Below are 26,067 nucleotides of genomic sequence, written 5' to 3'. Positions count from 1 at the left end.
CTCAGGTCCATCCCGTCAAATGTGACGAGGTGAACCTTCAGAAATCAGTGCCCGGTCAAAACCAACGTATTCACCGGCATCAGGATCAGACGCAGGCGCAGGCCCGCAGCGTGAACAACGCCAATCGTGTCGATTACATGCAGCGTTGCAGATTTCCAGAAACCCAAATCCTCATGCTCTAGCCGTTCGTGGTTGTCGGTATAGACATTGGCCAGACAGTTGCTGCCCGGCGGGATGTCATCGGCCATGCTTTTATAAAGCGGCTCCATATACACCAGGATTGATCCGGGATTGGTATTGGCCTGCACATCCCGCAGCTCATCCGAAGGGCGAATTTGGCCCGAGGGGATAACATCCTGCACCTCAACCACGACCATCGGGATCACGGTGAACGGTTTGGTCATACAACCCAGCTCTCCGATCATTCCTGGCTTGATAACCTGAGCGGACATTTGGTTGAAAGCGGCCTGAAACCGATCATGGCCCGAGTGTGACGGCACCAAGATACCTGCCGGACGCAACAGAGGGCTGACATAGTCACCGACCTGCAGGCCAAACTGTTCAATCCGGCCAGTGACCCCGGCGCTGATCACGGTTTTGTCCAGCTCGGTCAGGGCAGCGTCCAGCTGAGCGTTGGCGCTGGCCAGTTGAGCGGGGATCAACTCCTCGATCTGCTGCACGACTGCTGCGCGCTGTGACTCGGCGGCCCGCAATTGTGCCTCACGCTCGGCCACCAGGTTTTCCAGCCGGTCAATCTCGGCCAGACGCACGGCGCTGGACCCTTCGTCCCGCAGCGTGGTGTTGCGTTCAAGATCTTCAAGCGACTGATCCAACGCAGCGCGTGCCCCGGCGATGCCAGCCTCAGCCTCGGCCAGGTCGGTCTGCGCCACCCTGAGCGATGCCTGAACCTGCGCTATATCGGCGTGCGCGGCCTCGACCATGGCTCTCTGTGTGAAATCCTCGATCCGAAAGATCGGCTGTCCAGCGGTCACCGTTTCGTTGTTGCGCACATAAACCTCGGACACACGCCCGCCCAGTTGCGGCAGGATCGTCACGGTGCGGAAATACGAGGCCGCGGTTTTGCTGGCGGGATGAAAATAAAACAGCGTGGTGATCACCGTCAGCGCCAGAATGGCGCAAGTGGTCAGACCCCAGCGCAATTCGTACCACATGGTGAACAGCGTGATTTCATGCCCGATCCGCTTACCCTGAACGTAGCGGCGAAACAGATAGTCGGGCAGCACCGTCACCAGCGCGCACATCAATGTCTCAAGCATATTCTAATGCTCCTGCTGCGCGGTGGGTTCGGTGGGTTGGGCCGGTGCGGGGCCTTCGGGGCGTTGATTGCCTAAAGATCGGATTGCATCCGCAATGGCTCTGAGTGGAGCGGCCACATCGGGGAACTGGAACCCAGCCACCAGAATGGCGGCGACCCAGAACAACCCGTTATGGGTGAACAGCGCCAGCAAGGCCAGTATCCCGACCAACTGGAACTGAGGGTGGTTGGATTCGTGCGCTATCTTTTCGGGGATCGAATGCAGGGTGAAATATCCAACCCCGATCAGAACAATCACCAAAACGGTAAACACAAACATGAACGTTAAAAGAAAATCACTGCCGTCCGCCTGGGTCACGTAGGACGGAATATGCCCCGTGGCCATCGGGTGTAGATCTGCGGTGCTCACCCTGCCCTCCTGTTATTGCTTGTTACTTCTTTGGATGGGTTGATGCGCAAATTCAAGCCTGCTTAGAGTTCCAGACAGGTTAGGACGATCGGTTTCGCCATAATAGGTACGCGGTGAAAAGGGGACATATGATTGATTTTCTTGTCATAGGCGGCGGTATCGCCGGTCTGAGCGCCGGGGCACGCCTGTCATATCACGGTCGGGTAACTGTGCTCGAGGCTGAGGATGCGTTGGGCTATCACGCGTCTGGCCGGTCCGCCGCGTTGTTCGAGGAAAACTATGGTCCGCCCTCCGTCGTTGCGCTGAACAGGGCCAGTGCCGCATTTATGCGAGCTGAAAACGGCGGGTATCTGACGCCCCGCGATCTGATGTTGGTTGGTCGTAAGGATCAGGCCGAAATCTTTGAACGGGACGTCCATGATCTGAATATGCAGGTGATCCCAACGGCGCAGGCGCTGGCACGTGTGCCAATCCTGAACCCAGACACTCTTGGGTTCGCAGCGCTCAGCAGTGGGGCATTTGATATCGACACGGACCGGTTGCTGCAGGATTTCGCCCGCACCATTCGCGGCAATGGCGGTGACGTGGTAACCAAGGCCAGGGTCACCGCCATTCGCAAGGATGGGCGCTGGGTCGTCGAGGCTGGGGAAGTCTTTGAAGCCCGCATCCTGATCAATGCTGCCGGCCCTTGGGTTGACGAGATCGCCGTGATGGCGGGGATTGCACCAATCGGAATAATTCCGAAACGCAGGTCAATGGCGCGGCTGCCTGCCCCCGGCGGGCATGACCTGAGCGGCTGGCCGATGATGTTGGGCGCGGGTGAGACATGGTATGCCAAGCCAGATGCGGGCAAACTGTTGGTTTCCCCGTGCGAGGCCGACCCCGTACCACCGCAGGATGCCTACGCCGATGACTTGGTGTTGGCTGAAGGGCTGGCCCGGTACGAAGAGATGGTGACCGAACCCGTCACCCGGGTTGAGGTAAATTGGGCCGGGCTACGCAGCTTCGCGCCGGATGGAACTTTAGTATTGGGGCCCGATCCGTCTGATCCGTCCTTTGTCTGGTCTGCGGGTCAGGGTGGCTATGGCTTCCAGACCTCTCCGGCGGCTTCGCAACTGGTTGCTGATCTGACGGCCGGCGCGACATCTGAACTGGACCCTGAAACCATAGCGGCCCTCAGCCCCAAAAGGTTGCGTCGATGAGTAAAAGAACCCTCCCCTCTAACGCCAGCGTTGCCACCGAAGGTCAGGACGGGCGGCTTGTCGCCCCTGCCGCGACCCGCAATGCCGAAGCTTTGTGTGACCTACTGGCTCAATGGACCCCCAAGGCAGGCCGGGCGCTGGAAATTGCCAGCGGCACCGGCCAGCATGTCAGCGCATTCGCCCAGTGCCTGCCAAACCTCATCTGGCAACCGACAGAAGTCGAGGTCGAGCGGATAACCAGCATTAAAGCCTATGCTGCCGATCTGCCCAACGTTGTGGACGCAGTGGCTTTGGACGCCACAGCGCAAGGTTGGCACACCGAATTCGACGGTCAGGACCTGATCGTCCTGATCAATCTGGTGCATCTGATCAGCTGGCCGGAAACACAAATGCTGGTGACCGAAACCGCGCAGGCGTTGGACCCCAAGGGGCGGTTTATCCTGTACGGACCATTCAAACGTTCGGGGCAATTGACCAGCGATGGCGACCAACGCTTTCACGATGCTCTGGTCCAGCAAGACGCTGAGATCGGGTATAAGAATGATGAAGACATTGCAGCGTTGATGCGCGCCCAGAACCTGACCGTCGTCGGGATGGTCGAGATGCCTGCGAACAATCTGGCCTTTATCGCAGAAAAGCCGGGCCAATAGCAAAACAGGCGGCACCTCTGCGCCGCCTGTTCTCTGTCCGGGTTAACCGTCTTTGCGGATGGTTTCGTTTTTCGGATCGTAGGGGCTGTCGCAGGTCACGACCGCATCCCAAAGCTTGTCCTGAATTTTGACCTTCAGCTTGGTGCCTTCGACTGCCATTTCAGGTTTCACGTAGCCCATACCGATGGACTTTTCGAACGCCACCGAGTAGCCGCCCGAAGTCAGACGTCCCACACGCTCGCCTTCTGGCGTATACAGCGCCTCGCGGCCCCACGGATCAGCATCGTCCGGTCCGTCGATCAACAAAGTGCAGCACTTCACACGCACGCCGGTCTCTTCCAGCTTGGCCTTGCCGTGGAAGTCCTTTGACAGGTCGACAAAACGCGGCAGGTCAGCTTCCAGCGGGGTCGCGTCGCGGCCCAGTTCGGTTCCAAAGGCGCGATAGGATTTCTCCTGACGCAGCCAGTTCTGGGCGCGCGCGCCAACCAGCTTCATACCGTGCTTCTCACCCGCTTTTTCCAGCAAGTCGAACAGGTAGTTCTGCATCTCGATCGGGTGGTGCAGTTCCCAGCCCAGCTCACCAGTATAGGCCACGCGTATTGCGTTGACCGGGCACATGCCCAGTTCGATCTGACGGGCCGACAGCCACGGGAAGCGCTTATTGGACAGAGCGGTTTCCGGATCGGCGTCCTTGATGACCTCCTTCAGAACGTCACGCGATTTGGGTCCGGCGATGGCAAAGACGCCCCACTGGGTGGTCACATCCTGGATTTCGATATAGCCGAACTCATCCATCTTGTCCTCAGCCGCCTTACGCAGATAGTCGGCGTCATACTCGGTCCAAGCGCCGGCTGAGACGATGTAATAGTTATTCTCGCCATTGCGGACGATGGTGTATTCGGTTCGGGTGGTGCCATGCGAGGTCAGCGCGTAGGTCAGGTTGATACGACCAACTTTGGGCAGCTTGTTGCAGGTGAACCAGTCCAGAAACTGGGTGGCACCGGGGCCTTTGACGACATGCTTGGTAAACGCGGATGCGTCGACCAGACCCACGCCTTCACGGATCGCTTTGGCCTCTTCGACGGCGTATTGCCACCAGCCACCACGACGGAACGAACGGCTTTCCTTATCAAAGTTATCTGGTGCATCGGTGGGACCGAAGTAGTTCGGACGTTCCCATCCGTTAACCCAACCGAACTGCGCGCCGCGTGCTTTCTGACGGTCGTAGGCCGGAACAGTCCGCAGCGGACGGCAGGCTTCACGCTCTTCATCCGGGTGGTGCAGGATGTAGACGTGCTCATAGCATTCTTCGTTCTTGCGCGCCGCGAATTCGGTGGTCATCCAGCTCGAGGAATAGCGCTTGGGGTCCAACGAGGCCATGTCGATCTCGGCTTCGCCGTCGACCATCATCTGTGCCAGATAGTAGCCGGTGCCGCCTGCAGCCGTGATGCCAAAGCTGAAGCCCTCAGCCAGCCACATGTTGCGTAGGCCCGGAGCCGGACCAACCAGCGGATTGCCATCGGGAGTATAGCAGATCGGGCCGTTGAAATCGTCTTTCAAGCCGGATTCGGCACAGGATGGCACACGCTCGGCCATTGCCATGTACTGATCAGCAATCCGGTCCAGATCCAGCGGGAACAGGTCCGCGCGAAAGCTGTCCGGAACGCCGTGTTCGAACTGCGCAGGCGCGCCGTGTTCATAAATACCCAGAATCCAGCCGCCACGTTCCTCGCGGGCGTAAGATTCGTTGTCAGCATCACGGACAACAGGGTGTTCGGGGTTACCAGCTTCACGCCATTTGACCAGCTCGGGGTCTTTATCCATGACGATAAAGGTGTGCTCGACCGGGATCGCAGGCATTTTGATGCCCAGCATCTTGGCCGTGCGCTGCGCGTGGTTTCCGGAAGCGGTGACGACATGCTCGGCGGTGATAACAACCTGCTCATCCGAAGGAATGAGGTTGCCGCCCTTCTCGACCATCTTAGTGCAGGTGACTTCCCAGTGGGTACCGTTCCAGTGGAACGCATCGGCTTGCATCTTGCGGACGATATCGACGCCGCGTTGACGCGCGCCTTTGGCCATCGCCTGCGTCACGTCGGCCGGGTTAATGTAACCATCTTCGGTGTGGTAAATCGCGCCCTTCAGGTCCGACGTCTCGATCAGCGGCCAGCGTTCCTTGATCTGGTCCGGGGTCAGCCATTCATATGCAACGTCGCAGGTCTCGGCGGTGGACGCATACAGCATGTATTCGTCCATACGTTCTTGCGTTTGGGCCATGCGCAGGTTGCCGACCACGGCAAACCCTGCGTTCAGACCGGTTTCTTCCTCAAGCGTCTTGTAGAAGTCGACCGAGTACTTGTGGATGTGAGTTGTCGCGTAGGACATGTTGAACAACGGCAGCAGGCCAGCGGCGTGCCAGGTCGAGCCGGACGTCAGCTCATCCCGTTCAATCAACATCACATCATCCCAACCCGCTTTGGCCAGATGATAGGCAATCGAGGTCCCAACGGCGCCGCCGCCAACAACCAATGCTTTGACTTGGGTTTTCATAACCGGGCGTCTCCCCTTGAATTCAGTTGACACCATATGGCGCATTTGAAGCACCCGGCGCGACATTCATCCGACCAGTGAGAGAAAAAAAACGACCCGCTACCGTAAACAGACTGCGGAATCATCGTGATTGGCGTTATTGCCCCGAGGCTGAACACCGCTTGATGCTGCCAACCTGCGCGCAGGACGTCCCCAACCCGCCCTTATGCACGCGCACTGGTTGCGAGGTTTTTTTCGGGGCCGGTTTCACTGCCGTATCCTTGTACTTGGGCGCTGCGAAGGCTGGCAGTTTGTTTTTCAGCCTGTTGAAAAACCCCGATCCTTCGGCCTGGTCCTCTTCTGCCAAAGCCGCCTGGCGCTGATCAGAGTCCAACAGCAGTTTTTGCGCCCGACCATACCCGATTTGCAGGATGTCCTGATTTTCGAATACCTCACCCCCGGTAATATCCATGATGCCATCGCTGTTGAAATCCGACGCCGTCAACGAATTGACCATCATCGCCGTGACATCCAGATTCTTGAGCTTTTCATCGGTGGTCTTTTCCTGAACCAACTGCATTTCCTTATACAGCTGATCCATCTTTTCGGCGACCTCTGGCTGGCGGTCTTGCTGGACCGAAACACCCTGCCCCACCACAAGCGACGGATAAGTCAGTAAAGTGTTAAGGGAGGCATAATCGACGGCCTCCAAAAGCTCTAGAATCGTGGCGTCATCGGCATTGGTGCCCATCCGGATCACAACCTCTTCGTCAATCCCGATCCGCCCGATGATCCTGCGATAATCCACCGCTTCGGTGGGATTGGTCAGGTCCTGAGTGATTTCCATGAATGCGACACCGTCAATCACCGCAAAACCCTGTTTGATCGCGGTATGCGACATGAAATTTTGCTGCCGCGAAAGGGCAATGCCCGCCAGCGAGTTACGCGCCGATTTTGGTTTGAGGCTGATGTCGAACCAGACGACCTCATCACCTTTGGCATATACCAGCCCGGTTTCGCTCAGCTTGCGCGCGATCCCTTTCTTGCCGCCTTTCACCAGACGCATCAGTTCAGCCGTACCAGATACCGAACTGATCAGGGGGATCGGGGCATAATTCGAAAGCACCGTATCGACGGGCGCGCTGTCCATCTGGGTCAGCTCAAATTGTGCCCATCCGGCGCTGGCTGCTGGCAGATAAGACTTAGCCCCGGCTTTCCAGCGTTTTTTCCGGTTACGTTCGACGGCTTTGGCCTCACGCTCTTCCTGTTGTTGCGCAAAACGTTGCTTGATCGATTCGACATATCCACTGACGGACAAAGTGCCTTCGTGTTTTTTGCCCTGTTGGTAATAATCAAGGCCCGCAATAGTCGAAATTACGACCACCATAAAACCAAAAATCCGCAAAATGCCCATCTGAGATTCCAAAATCAATCGCTGCTCATTTTTACGAAAGATAGAATGGAATTTGGGCAGCCTTGTGGCTTTCAGCCCGAAATTTTAACGATGGTCGAAATCTGCATTCGACAGGATTTTCCCCGGGTTCATGATGTTGTCCGGGTCGAGTGCTTTTTTGATTGCATCCATATAGCTGACCGCCGCGCCCAGTTCCTTGATCAGATAGGGTCGCTTGCCCTGCCCGATTCCATGCTCACCGGTACACGTGCCCTCCATAGAGATGGCCAGATCGTTCAGCCAACCGACAAACCCATCCGCCCGCGCCACCTCATCGGCGTTGTCCATGTCGATCAACAGCAGAGTGTGAAAATTCCCGTCCCCCACATGCCCCACGATCGGTGCCATCAGGCCCAGTTCCTTGGCCTTGTCCCGGGTCGTGGTGACGCATTCCGCCAGGCGCGAGATCGGAACGCAGACATCGGTGGAAATCCCCCGCGCACCAGGGCGCAATTGCAGACTGGCCCAGTACATATCATGCCGGGCCTGCCACAGCTTGTTGCGCTCTTCCGTTGTTGAAGTGGCGGCGAAATCCATAACACCGAACTCGTCAGCGATCTGACCAAAGGTTTCGGCCTGCTCAACCGCGCCGGATTCCGATCCGTGGAATTCCAACAGCAGCAAAGGCGTTTCCGGCAGGTTAAGCCCGGAATAGGCGTTGGCTGCCTTGACTGACAGTTCGTCCAACAGCTCGATCCGGGCCACGGGCACGCCGTATTGGATCGTCATCATCACCGCCTGACAGGCCGCAGCAACTGTTGGAAAGGAGCACCGGGCCGAGGTGATCGCCTCTGGGATGCCCTGCAGGCGCAGGGTGAGTTCGGTGATTATGCCCAGCGTGCCCTCGGCCCCAATCAGCAAGCGGGTCAGGTCATACCCGGCCGAGGATTTCCGTGCCCTGCGGCCGGTGCGGATGATCTGACCATCGGGCATGACCGCTTCAAGGCTTAGGATATTGTCCTTCATCGTGCCATAGCGCACCGCGTTGGTGCCCGAGGCCCGCGTTGCCGCCATCCCGCCCAGCGATGCATTGGCACCGGGGTCAATGGGAAAGAACAGGCCCTGATCGCGCAGATGGGTATTCAGGTCTTCTCGCGTCACCCCTGGTTGAACAACGCAATCCAGATCACCTGCATGCACGGCCAACACCTGATTCATCTGGCCCAAGTCGACCGAGATACCACCCGCCGGGGCGTTCACATGCCCTTCCAGCGATGTGCCGGTGCCAAAGGCGATCACCGGCACCTTGTGCTGGGCACAGGTTTTGACAATCTCGGATACTTCCGCGGTCGAACGGGGAAAAACCACCGCGTCCGGAACCTGATTGTTGATCCAGGTCGTCGTGTGGCCATGCTGTTCTCGGACCGACTCGCCAGTTTGCAGGCGATCACCAAACTTCTGCTTTAGAATACTGACAGCCGTTTCAATCCCGGCCTCGTTTCGCGGCAACGCTGCTGCCTGCACCATTTAATTTTCCTTTTATTCGCCCAGCGCGATGCCTTCGCGACGTGGATCCGCGCCACCGGTTAGGACCTCTCCGATCTCGATCGCATGCAGGCCAGACGTCAGATCGCGCGGGTTCACCTCGAACCCCAGCTCGATCAACGGGTCCGAGAACCCTTCGGCTGCGGTGCCTTGTTCCACATCATAGGTGCCAAAGCGATTAACCAGATGCGGCAGTGACAACGCCTGTTGCACATCCATATCCCAATCCGCCCAGGCGATAATCGACTTGGCGACATAGCCAATGATACGGCTTCCACCGGGTGATCCAATGGCCAATACCGGTTTGCCATCTTGCATGACTATCGTCGGGCTCATCGAGGAACGAGGCCGCTTGCCGGGCTCTAACCGGTTAGCAATCGGAACACCATCGCTGTGGGTTTTGAACGAGAAATCGGTCAGTTCGTTATTCAGCAGGAACCCGTTGGTCATCAACCTTGAGCCGAACCCGTTTTCAATCGTCGTGGTCATCGACAGCACATTGCCATATTGGTCGACAATCGAGATATGCGAGGTCGAGGGCAACTCGAGCGAAACATCATCCGCCCAGTTCGACGCGTGATCGAACTCTGGATTGCCCGGGGTCGCTTCGATCAAAGCGCCCTCGCCGCCCAGCAGTTGCCCGCGTTCAGACAGATAGGAGGGATCGACCAGACCCTGCGTGGGCATCGGCACATAGTCGTGATCGGCCATGTAACGGCCGCGATCCGCAAAGGCCAAACGCGACGCATCGCCGATCAACCGCCAAGCATTCGCATCCTCGGGGCCCATCGCGGTCAGATCATACCCGTCTAGCATGCCAAGGATCTGACCGACCGTCAGCGCCCCGGATGAGGGCGGCCCCATGCCGCAAACCTCATAAACACGATAGGCAGCGCAGACCGGTTCGCGTTCAATCACCTGATACAGCGCCAGATCTACGCCGGACAGAACTCCGGGATTTCCGGGCGCTCCGCGCACCGTGCTGACGATGCCGGCGGCGATTTCACCGCCGTAGAACCCGGCCGACCCTTCACTGGCCAAAACACGCAACGTTTTCGCATAGTCCGGGTTCATCAGGCGCTGACCTTGCTGCAAAGGCGTACCACCGGGCAGGAAGTATTCAGCCGTCACAGGAAAACGCGATAACCTCTCAGCATCTGCCTCGACCAAAGTGGCCAATCGCGGAGATACAAGGAACCCTTCATCCGCCAGCGTGATGCCATCCTGAAACAGGCTGGGCCACGGGCTGCGACCCCAACGCCGGTGCGCCTCTTCCAGCAACGCTGGCGTACCGGGCGTACCGACTGACAGCCCCCCCACCACGGCATCGTAGAATTGCAAGGGCTCACCATTCTCATCGTGGAATAGGCGGTGGTTCGCTTCCAGCGGAGCCGTCTCGCGCCCATCCAGCGTGGTCAAATTGCCAGTTGCCGCGTCGTACCAAACCAGAAACGCGCCGCCACCAAGGCCCGAGGATTGAGGCTCGACCAACCCCAACACGACCTGCACCGCGACCATGGCATCCGCCGCAGACCCTCCGGCCCGCAGAACCTTGGCTCCGGCCTCAACGGCCAACGGGTTCGCCGCAGCAACCATCCAGTTCTGCGAAGTCACGGGCTGACCGGCCAACTTCGCCTCAAGCGAGGCAATCACTTCGTCGGTCAGGCCCTGAACCTGCCCGTCCGAGGCACCCTCGGGTGCTACCGCATCCGCTGTTTCCTGCGCAAAGGACGCCCCGCCAAAGGTCAACGCCGTCACAAACAATCCTGAAATCAGATTTCGTCGCATCGTATCCTCCTGAAAAATTGTTCCTTCGGCGCGGCTGCGTCACAACATGGATGGCACAACCTGATCCGGCGGGCGATGCCCGTCTTCGAAGGTCTTGATATTAATAATAACTTTCTCACCCATCTCGATCCGCCCTTCCAACGTGGCCGATCCCATATGAGGCAGCAAAACAACATTGGGCAATTGCCGCAAACGCGGGTTTACCTGAGTGCCATGTTCGTAAACATCCAACCCTGCGCCTGCAATATCACCCGATCGGATCAGACGCGTCAGCGCATTCTCGTCAATCACTTCACCCCGAGAGGTGTTGATGACAACCGCCGAGGGCTTAAGCAACTTTAACCGACGCGCGTTCATCAGATGAAAGGTCGACGGGGTCGACGGGCAATGAATTGAAAGAACATCCATCCGAGCGACCATCTGGTCTAGGCTTTCCCAATAGGTGGCTTCCAACTCGTCTTCGACCTCAGGGCGTAGGCGACGACGATTGTGGTAATGCACCTGCATTCCAAAGACACGGGCACGGCGGGCCACGGCCTGGCCGATCCGACCCATGCCCAGAATGCCAAGGCGTCGACCACCGATCCGCCCACCCAACAGCGCGGTCGGCGCCCAGCCGGTCCAATCTCCCCGTTGCATCACACCGACCCCCTCGGGAAAACGCCGTGTGACCGCTAGGATCAATGCCATGGTCATATCGGCCGTATCGTCTGTCAGCACACCGGGGGTGTTGGAAACAAGAATGCCCCTCTGTCGCGCCGTCGACACATCAATATTGTCGACACCGGCCCCGTAATTGGCGATCAAGCGCAGGTTTTCGCCCGCCTGCCCCAGCAAACCGCCATCAATTGTGTCGGTCACCGTTGGAACAAGGACATCTGCACTCTGAACTGCTGCGACCAGCTCTTCGCGCGACATGGGGGTGTCATCCTCGCGCAGCTGGACGTCGAACAACTCGCTCAGTCTGGTTTCCACTGCCTCGGGCAACCGTCGCGTTACAACAACACTCAGACGTTCTCTTGGCACTTTCGCCCTCCCATCGCTTTGCAAACCTTCGCGCGCCATGGCATCGTGGCGCAGGATAAGGCGGGGCACAAGAACCCCAACGCATTGAGACGACCTTTTTTCGGAACCAAATCAACAGGCACAAGAGCAGGCAGTCAGTGAGTGGTTTTCTATCGGTAAAACGCCGCCTTCTGGTGGTTTTGTCCGTATTTCTGTTTGTGCTGAGCACTTTGGCTGCCAGCGCACAGGATGCCCGCGGCCCTGTGACCAACCTGCCATTGCCAAGATATGTTTCGATGAAGGCCGCCGAGGGCAATGTTCGGCGTGGTCCTTCGTTAACACATCGAATCGACTGGGTGTTCAAACGGCGCGGCATGCCGCTGCAAATCACGGCTGAATACGGCAATTGGCGCAAGGTTCAGGACCGTGACGGTGCCGGCGGGTGGGTTCACTATGCCCTACTGTCCGGTGTGCGGACCGTATTGATCGAATCCGAAATGCTGCCTGTCTATGCCAGCCCCGACCCAAATGCGCAGATCAGTGCCCAATTCGAATCCGGGGTGGTGGCGCGCCTAGGCAGTTGCAGCCTGGACTGGTGCCAAATCTCTGCTGGCGGTTACCGCGGCTGGGCCCGGAAATCGAGCCTATGGGGAGTCGACCCCTCTGAAATCCGCGAGTAACGGGGGCGACTACAGCCGTCCCGTCGCCTATTCCGTAGCCTGGGTTGGTCGCGTGCCCATATCCTTGTCCAACAGCAACAGGTTCCACCGATCGCCATTGGCCGCCTTGGTCTCGTCGAGAATCTTGCCAAACAAGTCTTCTTCTTCGTTCTGCTCGGCCAAAAACCAGTTCAGCATGTTTTGCGTGCTGTATTCCTTGACCCCGTGCGCCAGTTCAAACAGCGCATTGATCTGACCTGTGACCTTTTCCTCGTTGGCAAGCGCATATTCCAGCGCCTCGACCGGCGAGTCATAGTCCATCTTGGGTGTGTCGATTCCTTCCAGTTCGATTCTCCCGCCACGCTGTGCCACAAAATCGAAGATACGCATGGCATGTGTTTGTTCTTCAACCGAGTGACCGCGGAACCATTGCGCGAATCCTGGCAGATCCTGCGATTCAAAATATGCGGCCATCGCAAGGTAGGTGTAGGATGCCTGAAGTTCACTGTTGATTTGACGGTTCAGTGCTTCTGCGACATTCGGGTTCAGCTTCATCTTCGTCTCCTGTGACACGGGGTATCGGTTCATTCGCATTGCTACGTATTTTCATGGAATCCCGCAACCCAGTTTCTTGTTTTTATAATTTAATTTCAATATTTTAGATGTAGCTTCCTGCAAATGAAAGGCGTTTGCAAATCCGAGGCGAATTTCCGGGTCAATGTATTTCCCAGCTTCAAAATGCCGCTCAGAACGTGGGTGAAAGACCCTCCGCCCTTCGAACACAGTGGCTGTGTTCAACACTTTCAGACCTTTCCCATGGGCTTTGTGACCAATAGATCCTTTTCCAGATAGGCAATCCATGACCGGAAATTTCGCCAATTTGGATCGTCGGGAGCGTGGAAAAAAATTTTTGCTCCAAGTCAGTTTTTTTCACTCGAAAGCCCTTGAACCCTCCAACCAACAATCGTAGACAGCGCCTCACCGTTGGGGTGTAGCCAAGTGGTAAGGCAGCGGTTTTTGGTACCGTGTATCGTAGGTTCGAATCCTACCACCCCAGCCACTTTTTCTCTTAATGTGCCATCCGGTATGAATCGCGACTTGTCCGGTTAGAAAACCAACTTTTGTCGGGCTAGAACGCAATCTTCAACAAATTCGGCGGATTTGGTAGTGGGCTCTCGGCCTAGTTTGCTGATTTGTTCATTTCCAAGAACCACCGCGGCACATGCTGCCAAGGGACTAAAAAGTCGGTAATTGGCGCGGAAAGTGTGCATTCGCCGCTCCGCAGCGAGGATTTCCGGAGATCGAGGAAGCGGACCTTCGCCCCCACGAACCCGGGTTGGTACTGTTTCGGGACGGTTCTTCAGGGAGGCGAACGTTCGCTGCCAATGCACAGAAATCCGCTCGTTCTTCCGAATGCAGACATTACTGGCCGGAAATGCCAGACTGACTTTTAGCTGCCGAAAGCCGCTGAAAGCTCCGAAACTCTTCGGATATACGAAGTTGACCGCATAGATTGTTCTTAAACCGCGACAGCAAAGGATCACAGCAGGTTTTAGCGGTCCATCCCAAGACGTCTAACCTCAATATTGAAATTTCCACAAACTGGGTTTTTAGTTCTTCTGTGCGCGAAACCCAAGCCGCACCGGAAAGGTGAAAAACTGCGGTAACGCCTAATTTCCCAGGTACATGCCCTATTCCAACGACACCCAAAGAACCTGCGCGTCTTCTTCACTGGTCGACACACAGCCATGCCCCATGCTGCTGTCATAATACAGTGAATCACCCGTTTTCATCGGCAGAGGGCGGTAGTGTTCCGAGATAAAGATCAACTCGCCACTCAGCACGTACATGAATTCTTCGCCCGAATGTCGAATCCAGGGGTCAAACTCAGAGATATCGCGGGCCCGTATCGTGGCCACATAGGGCAGCATGCGTTTGCTTGTCAGATCCGAACACAGCAATTCGTGCAAATAGGTGGCGGTTTCCCGGAACTCACCCTGCCCCTTAGCGGTATAGTCCCGCCGACCGTTTATGCCTGACTGACCCGATTGAAGAAAAAGTTGCGGAGGGTTCATATCCAGCGCCTGTGTCAACCGCCGCACGATCTCAAAGCTGGGTTTGGTTTGATTGTTTTCGATCTTCGACAGGGTCGATCGCCCGATACCTGCCGCACGCCCGGCCTCTTCCAGAGTCCAGCCCTTTTCCCGTCGCGCGTCGCGGATGGAACGCCCCAAGGCCGCCCCTTCATCCAGTTCTTCGGGTGTAACCCCTTCGTTTCTTTGGTCTTCGCCCATGAAAATCTCCCCGTTCTTTCCAGCTTACATATTCCCTTAGTCGCACGCAACTTCACGAATAAGAGATTTATGTTGCCTTAAGGGAATCAATTCCACTATAGGAAACACAGTTTCGAACCGGAGATTCGAAATCAGAGGAGATGACCATGTTCAAAACGTCGCTTACACAGGCCGACCCGACCATTGCTGCATCAATTGCACGCGAGGGCGCACGTCAGGCCGAACAGATCGAGCTGATCGCATCTGAAAACATCGTCTCTCAGGCTGTGATTGACGCCCAGGGATCGGTGCTGACCAACAAGTATGCCGAAGGGTATCCCGGCCGCCGCTACTATGGCGGATGTGAATATGTGGATGAGGTTGAGCAGGAAGCCATCGACCGGTTGAAGCAGCTGTTTGGTTGCGAATTTGCGAACGTGCAGCCGCATTCGGGCGCCCAGGCGAACGGTGCGGTAAAGCTGGCACTGCTCAGCCCCGGTGACACCATTCTGGGCATGTCGCTGGACGCCGGCGGCCACCTGACCCATGGCGCGAAACCGGCGCAATCCGGCAAATGGTTCCGTCCGATCCAATATGGTCTGACCGATGCCGGTTTGATCGACTATGATCAGGTCGAAGCGCTGGCCAAGGCTGAAAAGCCCCAGCTGATCATTGCTGGCGCGTCGGCCTATTCACAGAAAATCGACTTTGCCCGCTTCCGCGCGATTGCGGATGAGGTTGGTGCCTGGCTACTGGCCGACATGGCCCATATCGCCGGTCTGGTTGCGACTGGACTGCACCCCTCGCCCATCGGTCACGCACATATTGTGACTTCGACCACGCATAAAACCCTGCGCGGTCCGCGCGGTGGCATCATCCTGACCAATGACGAAGCGCTGGCGAAAAAGATCAACTCAGCCGTATTCCCCGGTTTGCAGGGCGGCCCGCTGATGCATGTGATCGCCGGTAAGGCCGTCGCTTTCGGTGAGGCTCTGAAACCCGAATTCAAAGAGTACATGCAGCGCGTCGTCGACAGTGCCTCGGCTCTGGCCAACGTTATGATGGCACGTGGCTGCGACATCGTCTCGGGCGGCACGGAAAACCACCTGATGCTGGTGGACCTGCGCCCGGTTGGCGTAACCGGTAAAGACGCCGAAGCCGCGCTGGAACGCGCTGGCTTTACCTGCAACAAAAACAGCGTGCCCGGTGACCCCGAGAAACCCACCATCACCAGCGGTATTCGTCTGGGTACTGCGGCCGGTTGCAGCAGGGGCTTTGGCCCCGAGGAATTCAGGCAAATCGGCCATCTGATCGGTGACGTTCTGGACGCACTGGCGCAGAACCCGGGCGGAGACGAAGCCGTTGAAAAAGCAACCCGTGAAAAAGTGTGCGCCCTGTGCGCAAGCCACCCGATCTACTGAAAGTTAGCGTCATGACCTACGATCTGATTGTCATCGGGGGCGGACCTGGCGGCTATGTCGCTGCGATCCGCGCGGCTCAGCTGGGACTGAAAGTGGCCTGCGTCGAAGGGCGCGGGGCACTTGGCGGGACCTGTCTGAATGTGGGGTGCATCCCCTCCAAAGCGTTGCTGACCTCCTCGGCCAAGTATGCCGAACTTGCACATCTCTCCTCCCACGGCATTGCGGTCGAGGGGGCCAGCATCGACGTACCCGCGATGATGGGGCGTAAGGACAAGATCGTAGGCGACCTGACCAAAGGCATCGCGTTTCTGTTCAAGAAAAACGGGGTCGACCATATCGAAGGCTGGGCCAGCATCCCCTCCGCCGGACAGGTCAAGGTCGGCGATGATGTCTATCAAGCGAAAAACATTCTGATCGCCACCGGCTCGGAACCGACCTCGCTGCCGGGGATCGAGATCGACGAGCAGGACATCTTGAGTTCGACCGGTGCGATTGCATTGGAGAGCGTACCGGACCATCTGGTCGTGATCGGCGCAGGTGTGATTGGGCTGGAACTGGGGCAGGTTTGGTCCCGTCTGGGCGCAAAGGTTACCGTGGTCGAGTATCTGGACCGCGTTCTACCCGGCATTGATGGTGAGATCGCCAAGCTGGCACAACGCGCACTGTCCAAGCGCGGGTTGAAATTCCAGCTGGGTCGTGCGCTGAAAACGGTCGAAAAGACCGATACCGGTCTGGTGCTGACCGTTGATCGCGTCGGCAAAGACAAAGAAGAAGTGATCGAGGCTGATAAGGTCCTGATCGCTGTGGGCCGCCGCCCTGTCACCCGTGGGCTGGGCCTGGAGGAGCTGGGCGTTACAGTAAGTCAGCGCGGCTTCATCGAGGTGGATGGGACGTTCCAGACCTCGGTTCCCGGCATTTACGCCATCGGCGACTGCGTGCCCGGCCCGATGCTGGCGCACAAGGCCGAAGAAGACGGCGTCGCCTGCGTGGAAACGCTGGCAGGTCAAGTTGGTCACGTCGATTATAACACCGTGCCGGGTGTCGTGTATACCGACCCAGAAGTCGCCTCGGTCGGTCTGACCGAAGAAGCGCTGAAAGAGGCTGGCACCGAGTATTCGGTTGGCAAGTTCGCCTTCATGGCCAACTCGCGCGCCCGTTCGACCGGCGACACCGACGGCGCAGTCAAGGTTCTGGCGGACCCAAGCGGCGAAATCCTGGGAGCCCACATCTGTGGCGCCCACGGCGGAGACCTGATTGCCGAGTTGGTTCTGGCCATGACCAAAGGCGCAACCGTCGCCGAGGTCGCTGCCACTTGTCATGCACACCCAGCCATGGGCGAGGCGGTCAAAGAAGCCTGCCTTGACTCCATGGGCCGCGCAATCCACGCCTAAGAGGGACCTGCCAGATGACCATCCAGCTTCGCCCCCGCCACCCTGAAAAGGCCAAGAAGGCAGACAGTGTCATCCCGCGTAAGCCCAAGTGGATTCGCAAGAAAAAGGGCGACAGCGCCGAATATTACGAAACCCGCCGTCTGATGCGCGACCACAATCTGGCGACCGTCTGCGAAGAGGCCGCCTGCCCCAATATTGGCGAGTGCTGGTCCAAGCGTCACGCCACGATGATGATCATGGGTGAGGTCTGCACCCGCGGTTGTTCCTTCTGCAATGTTGCCACGGGCCGCCCCGATGCGCTGGACGCCTTTGAACCGGGCCGCGTCGCTGCCGCGGTGAAAAAGCTGGGCCTACGCCATGTGGTGATCACATCCGTGGACCGGGACGATCTGGCTGATGGCGGGGCCGAACATATCGCTCAGACCATTCGGGCCGTCCGCCACCAAAACCCAGGCACAACGGTCGAGGTTCTTACCCCCGATTTTCTAGGTAAAGGCGACGCGGCGGATGTCGTGTTCCAGGCTGCCCCAGACGTCTTCAACCACAATTTGGAAACCGTTCCACACCTGTATCCGTCCGTTCGCCCCGGCGCGCGCTACTATACCTCGCTGCGGCTGCTGGACGATGCCAAACGCGCCAACCCCGAGATCTTCACCAAATCCGGCTTGATGGTCGGGTTGGGAGAATCCCTGAACGATGTTCGCCAGGTGATGGATGACCTGCGCGCGGCTCAGGTCGATTTCCTGACGGTCGGGCAATACCTGCAACCGACCGCGAAACACCACCCGATTGATCGTTTTTGGTCTCCGGACGAATTCGCCCAGCTGGAGCAAATCGCGCGCTCCAAGGGCTTTCTGCACGTGTCAGCAACCCCGCTGACCCGTTCGTCGTTCCATGCGGACGAAGACTTTGCCGCCCTCAAGCAAGCCCGCCAACGGGCTATCGCCAACGGGGCATAATCCAAACGCAAATGGGAGGGAAACCATGGAAGCGTTAAATTCAATCGTAGGGGCCATCAATGGCGTCGTGTGGGGGCCGCTCATGCTGGTTCTCATTCTTGGCGTCGGCTTCTTCTTGCAGGTGGGGCTGAAATTCATGCCGATCCTGCGCATCGGCACTGGCTTTAAGCTGTTGTTCGCAGGCCGCGAAGGTCAGGGTGACGGTCAGATCAGCCCGTTCAACGCGCTGATGACGTCGCTGTCGGCGACCATCGGTACGGGTAACATCGCCGGTGTGGCCACTGCTGTCTTCCTGGGCGGTCCGGGCGCATTGTTCTGGATGTGGATGACCGCCCTGGTGGGCATGGCCACCAAATATGCCGAAGCCGTCTGCGCGGTGAAGTATCGCGAGAAGGACGAGCTGGGCAATTTTGTTGGCGGCCCGATGTACTACATCAAGAACGGTCTGTCGTCGAATTGGCACTGGCTGGGTTGGGCCTTCGCCCTATTCGGAGCCATTGCTGCCTTCGGCATCGGTAACGGTGTACAAGCAAACGGTGTGGCTCAAGTTCTGGAATCGAATTTCGGCGTGAATACCTCGGTCACCGGAATTATTCTAATGGTCCTGACCGCCGCCGTTATCCTGGGTGGCATTACCCGCATCGGTGCGGTTGCCGGTAAGCTGGTTCCGGCCATGGCGATCGCTTACATCGTCGCTGGCCTGTTGGTTCTGATCATCAACATTGGCGAAATCGGTAACGCCCTGTCGCTGGTCTTCACCTACGCCTTCACCCCATCTGCCGCTGAAGGCGGTTTTGCAGGTGCAGCCGTCTGGGCCGCAATCCGCTTCGGTGTGGCACGTGGCGTGTTCTCGAACGAAGCTGGTCTGGGTTCCGCTCCGATTGCACACGCAGCAGCCGAGACCAAAGGTCCGGTCAATCAGGGCCTAATCGCGATGCTGGGTACATTCATCGACACTATCATCGTCTGCTCGATCACCGGTCTGGCTATCATCTCGACAGGTGCATGGACCTCGGGTGAGTCGGGCGCGGCTCTGACCTCGCTGGCATTTGCAACCTCGCTTCCGGGCGGTGGTCACCTGATCGCAATCGCGCTGTCGATCTTTGCCTTCACCACCATCCTTGGCTGGTCGTTCTATGGCGAGAAATGTGTTGAGTTCCTGCTGGGCGTCAAATCCCTGCTGCCCTACCGCATCCTTTGGATCGTTGCGATCTATTTCGGTGCGACTGCAGATCTGGGCTTTGTCTGGCTGCTGGCGGATACGCTGAACGCCATGATGGCCATCCCGAACCTGATCGCTCTGGCATTGCTGAGCCCGATCGTCTTCAAACTGACGAAAGAGTTCTTTGCCTCGAACGGCCAGTCCGAAGAACCGGGTGGCTCACCTGCCGAATAACTTCGGCACTGACAAAAAAAACGGGGGGCCAACCCGGCCCCCCGCCTTTGAAACAAATTTTCTATCTCGAGGAGAGACGTGATGGCCACGAAAATCCTGCTGCCGATTGATCACACTGACGACCGCTCGTGGAAACTGGCTTTGCCGGTCGCTTTGGAACAGGCAAAATTCTATGGTGCCGAACTGCACACGGTCGCCGTCATCCCCGAGATCATCCAGTTGCCGAACCTACCCGCCAACTATGGCGCAGGCGCCAAAGACCACGTGCGGGGTGCGGTTCAGGCCATACTGGATCACGCCAATGCCTCTGATGTGCCGGTGCATGTAGAAGAAGGCAGCGTCTACCGCGAAATTCTGAAGCTTGCCTACAAGGACGGCTTTGATCTGATCGTCATGGCGTCGACCAAAGGCGATTTCCCGAACTATGAGATTGGCCCGAACCTGGCCCGTGTTGTGCGCAACGCGCATTGCACCGTCATGGTTGTCCGTGACCAGTCCCGTTGATTGAAAGGCTACAGCTATGACTGACTTAAAACGCACTCCTCTCTACGATCTCCATGTTGAGTTGGGAGGCAAGCTGGTTGATTTTGCGGGTTGGGAGATGCCTGTTCAGTATCCGCTGGGGATTATGGGAGAGCATAAGCAGTGTCGTGAGAAGGCGGCGGTGTTTGATGTGTCGCATATGGGTCAGGTGATCCTGCGCGGTGAGGATGTAGGCGCGAAGCTTGAGGCGATCTGTCCGCAGGCTTATGCGACGCTGAAGGAAGGCAAAGCCCGCTACGGGTTCTTCACGAACGAAGACGGCGGGATCATGGATGATCTGATCGTGTCGAATGCGGGGGATCATTTCTTTGTGGTGGTGAACGCGGCGCTGCGGCATCAGGACATTCCGCATATGAAAGCGAACCTTGAAGGCGTTGAAGTGACCGAGATCTTCGACCGCGCGCTGGTGGCGGTTCAGGGCCCCAAGGCCGAAGATGTCGTGGGCGAACTGTGCCCGGCGGCGCGGGACCTGAAGTTCATGGAAACCACCGTCGCCGATATCAACGGTGTCGAATGCCGCATCTCGCGGCTGGGCTATACCGGCGAGGACGGGTACGAGATCTCGATCCCCGAAGACAAGGCGATCGAGGTCACCAAGGCCTTTCTGGCGCATGAGGATTGCGAACCTGCCGGTCTGGCGCGCGCGACAGCCTGCGGCTGGAGGCGGGTCTGTGCCTCTATGGCAATGACATCGACCAGACGACCTCGCCGATTGAGGCGTCCCTTGGCTGGGCCATTCAAAAGCGCCGCAAGGAAGAAGGCGGTTTTCCGGGTGCGGACCGCGTACAAAAGGAACTGGCCGAGGGTCCTGCGCGCAAGCTGGTGGGCATCAAGCCCGACGGTCGCGCGCCCGCGCGTCAGGGCGTCGAAGTCCAATGTGCCGAGGGCAATACCATCGGCCAGATCACCTCGGGCAGCTTTGGCCCCACGGTCGGCGGTCCCGTTGCGATGGGCTATGTGAGCAAGGGTCATGGCGAGCCGGGCGAGAAGGTCAATCTGATCATCCGGGGCAAGGCGCAACCGGCGCAGATCGTGGCGCTGCCCTTCGTCAAACAGAATTACAAGCGTTGAAGTCAGGAGAGAGAGACATGGCAACCTATTATTCCGAAGAGCATGAATGGCTGACCGTCGAAGGGGACACGGCCACTCTGGGCATCACCAAACACGCGGCTGAGCAGCTGGGCGAAGTGGTCTTCGTCGAGCAGCAGGAAGCGGGCGACGAGTTCGAAAAAGGCGGCGAGATCGGCGTGATCGAATCCGTCAAGGCCGCGTCCGAGCTTTATGCGCCGGTCGATGGCGAGATCACCGAGGTCAACGAGGCGCTGGCCGACAACCCCGGCGCGCTGAACGAAGACCCCGAGGGCGAGGCCTGGATCTACAAGATCAAGATCGCGGATGCCGCGCAGCTTGAGGATCTGATGGACGAAGCCGGCTACAAGTCCTTCATCGGGTAAATCTATGTCGGAGCCCTGTCCCTGGGGCTCCGCCCGTTCGGGCCTGAATCTGTCCACCGGACAGATTCCGGGACGGCCCTCACTCTCCGCCGGAGGCTCCCGCAGTCTCCGCCGGACCTGACCTTTTTCGACAGGAGCGCTGCAATGGCCTTCAAACTGACCGATTACGAAGCCTATGACTTCGCCAACCGCCGCCACATCGGCCCGTCGCCCACCGAGATGCGCGACATGCTCAAGGTGATCGGCTTCAAGACGCTGGACCAGCTGATCGACGCCACGGTGCCGCCTGCGATCCGGCAGAAAGAGCCGCTGGACTGGGGTCCGGCGATGACGGAACGCGATGCGCTCTTTCACATGAAAGAGGTGGCGAGCAAGAACAAGGTTCTGACCTCGCTGATCGGTCAGGGCTATTATGGCACCACCACGCCGGCACCGATCCTGCGCAACATCCTGGAAAACCCGGCCTGGTACACCGCCTATACGCCGTATCAGCCCGAGATCAGCCAGGCCGTCTTGAGGCGCTGTTGAACTTCCAGACCATGGTCAGCGATCTGACCGGGCTGGACGTGGCCAACGCCTCGCTGCTGGACGAAGCCACAGCCGCTGCCGAAGCGATGGCGATGGCCAAGCGCGGCGGTCGCTCCAAGGCCAACAACGCGGCCTTCTTTGTCGACCGCAACTGCCACCCGCAGACCATCGCGGTGATCAAAACCCGGGCTGAGCCGCTGGGCATCGACGTGCAGGTCGGCGACCCGATGCGCTGGATGCAGGTGCCGTCTTTGGCGCGATCTTCCAGTATCCCGGCACCCACGGCCATGTGCGCGACTTCACCGCCGAGATTGCGGCGCTGCACGAACACAAGGCGATTGCCATCGTCGCCGCCGACATCCTGTCGCTGGCGCTGCTGAAGTCACCGGGCGAGATGGGCGCGGATATCGCCATTGGCTCGACCCAGCGCTTTGGCGTGCCAATGGGCTATGGTGGCCCGCACGCCGCTTATATGGCGACCACCGACAAGCTGAAGCGGTCGATGCCCGGCCGGATCATCGGTGTCAGCATCGACAGCCGCGGCAACAAGGCCTACCGCCTGTCGCTGCAAACCCGCGAGCAACACATTCGCCGCGAGAAAGCCAACTCGAACGTCTGCACAGCGCAGGCGCTGCTGGCGGTCATCGCCTCGATGTATGCCGTGTACCACGGCCCCGACGGCATCAAGGCCATCGCGCAATCGGTGCATCGCAAGACCTCGCGCATGGCTGCCGGTCTGGAAGAGGCGGGCTTTGCCGTGGAACCGGAAGTGTTCTTCGACACCATCACGGTTGAGGTCGGCCACCTGCAGAACGTCGTGATGGAGGCCGCCGTGGCCCGTGGCGTCAACCTGCGCAAGGTCGGTGATACCAAGGTGGGCATCAGCCCTGGACGAACAGACCCGCCCCGAGACCATCGAGGCCGTCTGGGGCGCCTTCGGTATCGACCGCAAGGATGACAGCTCGAACGTGGCCTACCGCCTGCCGGATTACGCGCTGCGCGAAAGCGCCTATCTGACTCACCCGATCTTCCACCAGAACCGGGCCGAGGCCGAGATCACGCGCTATATGCGCCGTCTGGCCGACCGCGACCTGGCGCTGGACCGGGCGATGATCCCGCTGGGGTCCTGCACCATGAAGCTGAACGCCACGATCGAGATGATCCCGGTCACCTGGCCCGAGTTCGGTAACCTGCACCCGTTCTGCCCCGAAGATCAGGCGCAGGGCTATCACGAGATGATTGCGGATCTGAACGACAAGCTGTGCCAGATCACCGGCTATGACGCGATCTCCCAGCAGCCCAACTCGGGCGCGCAGGGCGAATATGCGGGCCTGCTGACCATCCGCAACTATCATGCATCGCGGGGTGAGGCGCACCGCAATGTCTGCCTGATCCCGACCTCGGCGCATGGCACCAATCCGGCCTCGGCGCAGATGGTGGGCTATCAGGTTGTGCCGGTGCAGGCGGATGAGAACGGCAACATCGATCTCGCCGATTTCCGCGCCAAGGCGGAAAAGCACAGCGATCATCTGGCTGCCTGCATGATCACCTATCCGTCCACCCATGGCGTGTTCGAGACCACCGTGCAGGAGGTCTGCCAGATCACCCATGATCACGGCGGTCAGGTCTATATCGACGGTGCCAACATGAACGCCATGGTCGGCCTGTCGCGTCCCGGTGACATTGGCGGCGACGTCAGCCACCTGAACCTGCACAAGACCTTCTGCATCCCGCATGGCGGCGGCGGCCCCGGCATGGGCCCGATCGGCGTCAAGGCGCATCTGGAAGAGCATCTGCCCGGCCACCCGGAATACGGCAGTGCCATCGGCCCGGTCTCGGCCGCGCCCTTCGGCTCGCCGTCCATTCTGCCGGTCAGCTGGGCCTATGTGCTGCTGATGGGTGGCGCGGGTCTGACCCAGGCCACGAAAGTGGCGATCCTGAACGCCAACTACATCGCCGCGCGTCTGAGCGAGGCCTATCCGATCCTCTACACCTCGGAAACGGGCCGGGTGGCGCATGAATGCATCCTCGACACCCGTCCCTTGGACGAGGCGGCCCATGTCAGCGTCGACGACATCGCCAAGCGTCTGGTCGATTCAGGCTTCCACGCGCCCACCATGTCCTGGCCGGTGGCCGGCACCCTGATGGTCGAGCCCACGGAATCGGAACCCATGGCGGAACTCGACCGCTTCTGCGACGCCATGCTGTCCATCCGGGCCGAGGCACAGGACATCATCGACGGCAAGATCGACGCGGACAACAACCCGCTAAAAAACGCCCCCCACACGGTGCGCGATCTGGTCGGCGACTGGGATCGCCCCTACACCCGAGAACAGGCCTGCTTCCCGCCGGGCTCCATGGGCGTCGACAAATACTGGTCCCCCGTCAACCGCGTCGATAACGCATATGGCGACAGAAACCTCGTCTGCACATGCCCACCAATGGACGCATACCTCGACGCAGCTGAGTAAATCACACCCCCCGCCAAAAGGCGGGGGGTACACCGACCAAAACAACGCAGCCAAATCAGGCAGGGGGAGGAGAAATGAAACACTATGTCCTCGGCAACAACCACGTACAGTTGGCCCGAACGGCCTCTGAACGGCTGCGAAGTATCGACGTTTTTCTAAACGATCCCGAGGCCGAAGGTTCGGCCGAAATGGTTACCGAGTTTTTTCATGCTCTGAATGATCTTGTCGAAGATCACACCTATGCCGTCACCATTCGGAATACATCCGAAGCCTTTACTGGCGACCCCCTGTATTGGGCGGGTCGCACTGCGATTTTTTGGGGCGACATTCACAAACCCTGGCACTGCGCCAGACAGGACAAGACCCGCGTTGCGCAGATACTGAATCTGGCGTCACGCTCCATTCTGGTCGGGGGGGCTGCTCTGCTGCTGGCGCACAGCGCGAAGACTGATGAGCCCCTCGCCGCCATCCATCCGAATTTCTCGGCCGCAGCGCAGGAGATCGGGCTTGCCGACTGTCACAAACCCACGCACAAATCACCCGATGGGCGGGTACACAGTGCCGCGACCAAACTGAGCGCCCTGCGCCTGCTGGCGGAATTCGTAGCATTGGACCACGGTGAACATCTAGCCGAAAGTCTACGAGGCTACATTGGCCTTACCGAACCAAAACGCGGCTGTGCAAGCCAGTTGGCCAACCGCCTGATCCAACGGTCCGGGGCTGATCCGATGGTCCGGCAGGTGATCGACAAGATGCTGAACAATGTCGAAGACCCGCTGAAAATCTCGGACCTGTCGCAGGCGCTTGGGGCCTCGACCCGTCAATTGCAGCGGCGGTTTCTGAACAAGACCGGTGTCAAATTGTTGACCACCTATCGCGAGCTGCGGCTTGAGCGCGCCTACAGCTTGCTGCGCTATACCGACATGCCACAGCTTGAGATTTCAACAGCAACCGGGTTTTCATCAGCTTCTGCCCTGGGGCGGGCTTTCAGGGCGCAGTATTCCACCACGCCCGAGGCCGTTCGCAGCTGCCGATTTGCCGGAGAACTTAGGGATCACGGCGCGCTACACTAACCTGCCAGACACCCCTTGCCGGGCCCGTAGGTCCGGGCCAATCTGCACGAATTCTGCACAACTGCTGCAAAGGTTCTGCGATCTGCCCCTGCAATCTTGAGG

The 26,067-nt window shown here is 58.7% G+C and carries 19 protein-coding genes, 1 tRNA gene and 2 pseudogenes; 13 read left to right on the top strand and 9 right to left on the bottom strand.

The window, feature by feature from the left end:
- Positions 1-44: 44 nt before the first annotated feature.
- Positions 45-1,277, bottom strand: coding sequence for an HlyD family secretion protein (locus ACR3EP_RS00230; RefSeq protein ID WP_170374176.1), 1,233 nt, complete (start codon positions 1,275-1,277; stop codon positions 45-47).
- Positions 1,278-1,280: 3 nt separating this feature from the next.
- Positions 1,281-1,661, bottom strand: coding sequence for a hypothetical protein (locus ACR3EP_RS00225; protein ID WP_170349334.1), 381 nt, complete (start codon positions 1,659-1,661; stop codon positions 1,281-1,283).
- A 152-nt stretch (positions 1,662-1,813) separates the two neighbouring features.
- Here ACR3EP_RS00225 and ACR3EP_RS00220 point away from each other — a divergent pair, with 152 nt between their 5' ends.
- Together ACR3EP_RS00220 and ACR3EP_RS00215 are read left to right on the top strand one after the other, a co-directional pair.
- On the top strand, positions 1,814-2,887 hold the full coding sequence (locus ACR3EP_RS00220) for an NAD(P)/FAD-dependent oxidoreductase (RefSeq protein ID WP_480635748.1): 1,074 nt from the start codon (positions 1,814-1,816) through the stop codon (positions 2,885-2,887).
- Positions 2,884-3,537 (top strand): DUF938 domain-containing protein, encoded by a 654-nt coding sequence (locus tag ACR3EP_RS00215; protein WP_480635747.1) that lies wholly within the window; start codon positions 2,884-2,886, stop codon positions 3,535-3,537. The genes ACR3EP_RS00220 and ACR3EP_RS00215 overlap by 4 nt, the downstream gene beginning before the upstream one ends.
- 42 nt (positions 3,538-3,579) lie before the next feature.
- On the opposite strand, the gene ACR3EP_RS00210 is transcribed toward ACR3EP_RS00215, so the two are convergent.
- The 5 genes from ACR3EP_RS00210 to ACR3EP_RS00190 form a co-directional block, all read right to left on the bottom strand.
- Complete coding sequence (locus tag ACR3EP_RS00210) at positions 3,580-6,087, bottom strand: GcvT family protein (RefSeq protein ID WP_170504526.1); 2,508 nt, start codon at positions 6,085-6,087, stop codon at positions 3,580-3,582.
- Positions 6,088-6,223: 136 nt separating this feature from the next.
- A complete protein-coding gene (locus tag ACR3EP_RS00205) occupies positions 6,224-7,498 on the bottom strand; it encodes a hypothetical protein (RefSeq protein ID WP_480635745.1) in 1,275 nt (424 codons plus the stop codon).
- A 66-nt stretch (positions 7,499-7,564) separates the two neighbouring features.
- On the bottom strand, positions 7,565-8,986 hold the full coding sequence (locus tag ACR3EP_RS00200) for an FAD-binding oxidoreductase (RefSeq protein WP_480635744.1): 1,422 nt from the start codon (positions 8,984-8,986) through the stop codon (positions 7,565-7,567).
- Positions 8,987-8,998: 12 nt separating this feature from the next.
- On the bottom strand, positions 8,999-10,792 hold the full coding sequence (gene ggt / locus ACR3EP_RS00195) for a gamma-glutamyltransferase (RefSeq protein ID WP_480635743.1): 1,794 nt from the start codon (positions 10,790-10,792) through the stop codon (positions 8,999-9,001).
- Positions 10,793-10,831: 39 nt separating this feature from the next.
- Positions 10,832-11,818, bottom strand: coding sequence for a 2-hydroxyacid dehydrogenase (locus ACR3EP_RS00190; RefSeq protein WP_170349330.1), 987 nt, complete (start codon positions 11,816-11,818; stop codon positions 10,832-10,834).
- A 170-nt stretch (positions 11,819-11,988) separates the two neighbouring features.
- Between ACR3EP_RS00190 and ACR3EP_RS00185 the strand changes: the two genes are divergently transcribed.
- A complete protein-coding gene (locus tag ACR3EP_RS00185; RefSeq protein ID WP_480638982.1) occupies positions 11,989-12,477 on the top strand; it encodes an SH3 domain-containing protein in 489 nt (162 codons plus the stop codon).
- Positions 12,478-12,504: 27 nt separating this feature from the next.
- Here the strand turns inward: ACR3EP_RS00185 and ACR3EP_RS00180 are convergent, their stop codons facing one another.
- Positions 12,505-13,011 carry a ferritin gene (locus ACR3EP_RS00180; protein ID WP_480635741.1) on the bottom strand — a complete coding sequence of 169 codons (507 nt, stop codon included), beginning with the start codon at positions 13,009-13,011 and terminating at the stop codon, positions 12,505-12,507.
- Between the two features lie 430 nt (positions 13,012-13,441).
- Here ACR3EP_RS00180 and ACR3EP_RS00175 point away from each other — a divergent pair.
- A tRNA-Gln gene (locus tag ACR3EP_RS00175) sits at positions 13,442-13,516 on the top strand.
- Between the two features lie 631 nt (positions 13,517-14,147).
- On the opposite strand, the gene ACR3EP_RS00170 is transcribed toward ACR3EP_RS00175, so the two are convergent.
- Complete coding sequence (locus ACR3EP_RS00170) at positions 14,148-14,750, bottom strand: helix-turn-helix domain-containing protein (protein WP_170360624.1); 603 nt, start codon at positions 14,748-14,750, stop codon at positions 14,148-14,150.
- A gap of 146 nt (positions 14,751-14,896) precedes the next feature.
- Between ACR3EP_RS00170 and glyA the strand changes: the two genes are divergently transcribed.
- The 9 genes and pseudogenes from glyA (at position 14,897) to ACR3EP_RS00125 (ending at position 25,965) form a co-directional block, all read left to right on the top strand.
- On the top strand, positions 14,897-16,150 hold the full coding sequence (gene glyA / locus ACR3EP_RS00165) for a serine hydroxymethyltransferase (RefSeq protein ID WP_480635739.1): 1,254 nt from the start codon (positions 14,897-14,899) through the stop codon (positions 16,148-16,150).
- Between the two features lie 11 nt (positions 16,151-16,161).
- Complete coding sequence (gene lpdA, locus ACR3EP_RS00160; protein WP_480635738.1) at positions 16,162-17,541, top strand: dihydrolipoyl dehydrogenase; 1,380 nt, start codon at positions 16,162-16,164, stop codon at positions 17,539-17,541.
- A gap of 14 nt (positions 17,542-17,555) precedes the next feature.
- Positions 17,556-18,500, top strand: a complete 945-nt coding sequence (gene lipA / locus ACR3EP_RS00155) for a lipoyl synthase (protein ID WP_170347764.1) — start codon at positions 17,556-17,558, stop codon at positions 18,498-18,500.
- A gap of 25 nt (positions 18,501-18,525) precedes the next feature.
- On the top strand, positions 18,526-19,896 hold the full coding sequence (locus ACR3EP_RS00150; RefSeq protein ID WP_226688796.1) for an alanine/glycine:cation symporter family protein: 1,371 nt from the start codon (positions 18,526-18,528) through the stop codon (positions 19,894-19,896).
- A gap of 81 nt (positions 19,897-19,977) precedes the next feature.
- Positions 19,978-20,400, top strand: a complete 423-nt coding sequence (locus ACR3EP_RS00145) for a universal stress protein (RefSeq protein ID WP_170347762.1) — start codon at positions 19,978-19,980, stop codon at positions 20,398-20,400.
- A gap of 16 nt (positions 20,401-20,416) precedes the next feature.
- A pseudogene (gene gcvT, locus ACR3EP_RS00140) lies at positions 20,417-21,510 on the top strand (glycine cleavage system aminomethyltransferase GcvT).
- Positions 21,511-21,527: 17 nt separating this feature from the next.
- A complete protein-coding gene (gene gcvH / locus ACR3EP_RS00135; RefSeq protein ID WP_170352139.1) occupies positions 21,528-21,893 on the top strand; it encodes a glycine cleavage system protein GcvH in 366 nt (121 codons plus the stop codon).
- Between the two features lie 144 nt (positions 21,894-22,037).
- Positions 22,038-24,892 (top strand): annotated as a pseudogene (gene gcvP / locus ACR3EP_RS00130) (aminomethyl-transferring glycine dehydrogenase).
- Between the two features lie 74 nt (positions 24,893-24,966).
- Positions 24,967-25,965, top strand: a complete 999-nt coding sequence (locus ACR3EP_RS00125; RefSeq protein ID WP_480635735.1) for a helix-turn-helix domain-containing protein — start codon at positions 24,967-24,969, stop codon at positions 25,963-25,965.
- Positions 25,966-26,067 lie beyond the last annotated feature (102 nt).

The organism is Ruegeria sp. BB10 (genome assembly GCF_056535725.1).
Note: the sequence above shows the minus strand (reverse complement) of the source record. Positions and strands in the feature narration are given on the sequence as shown.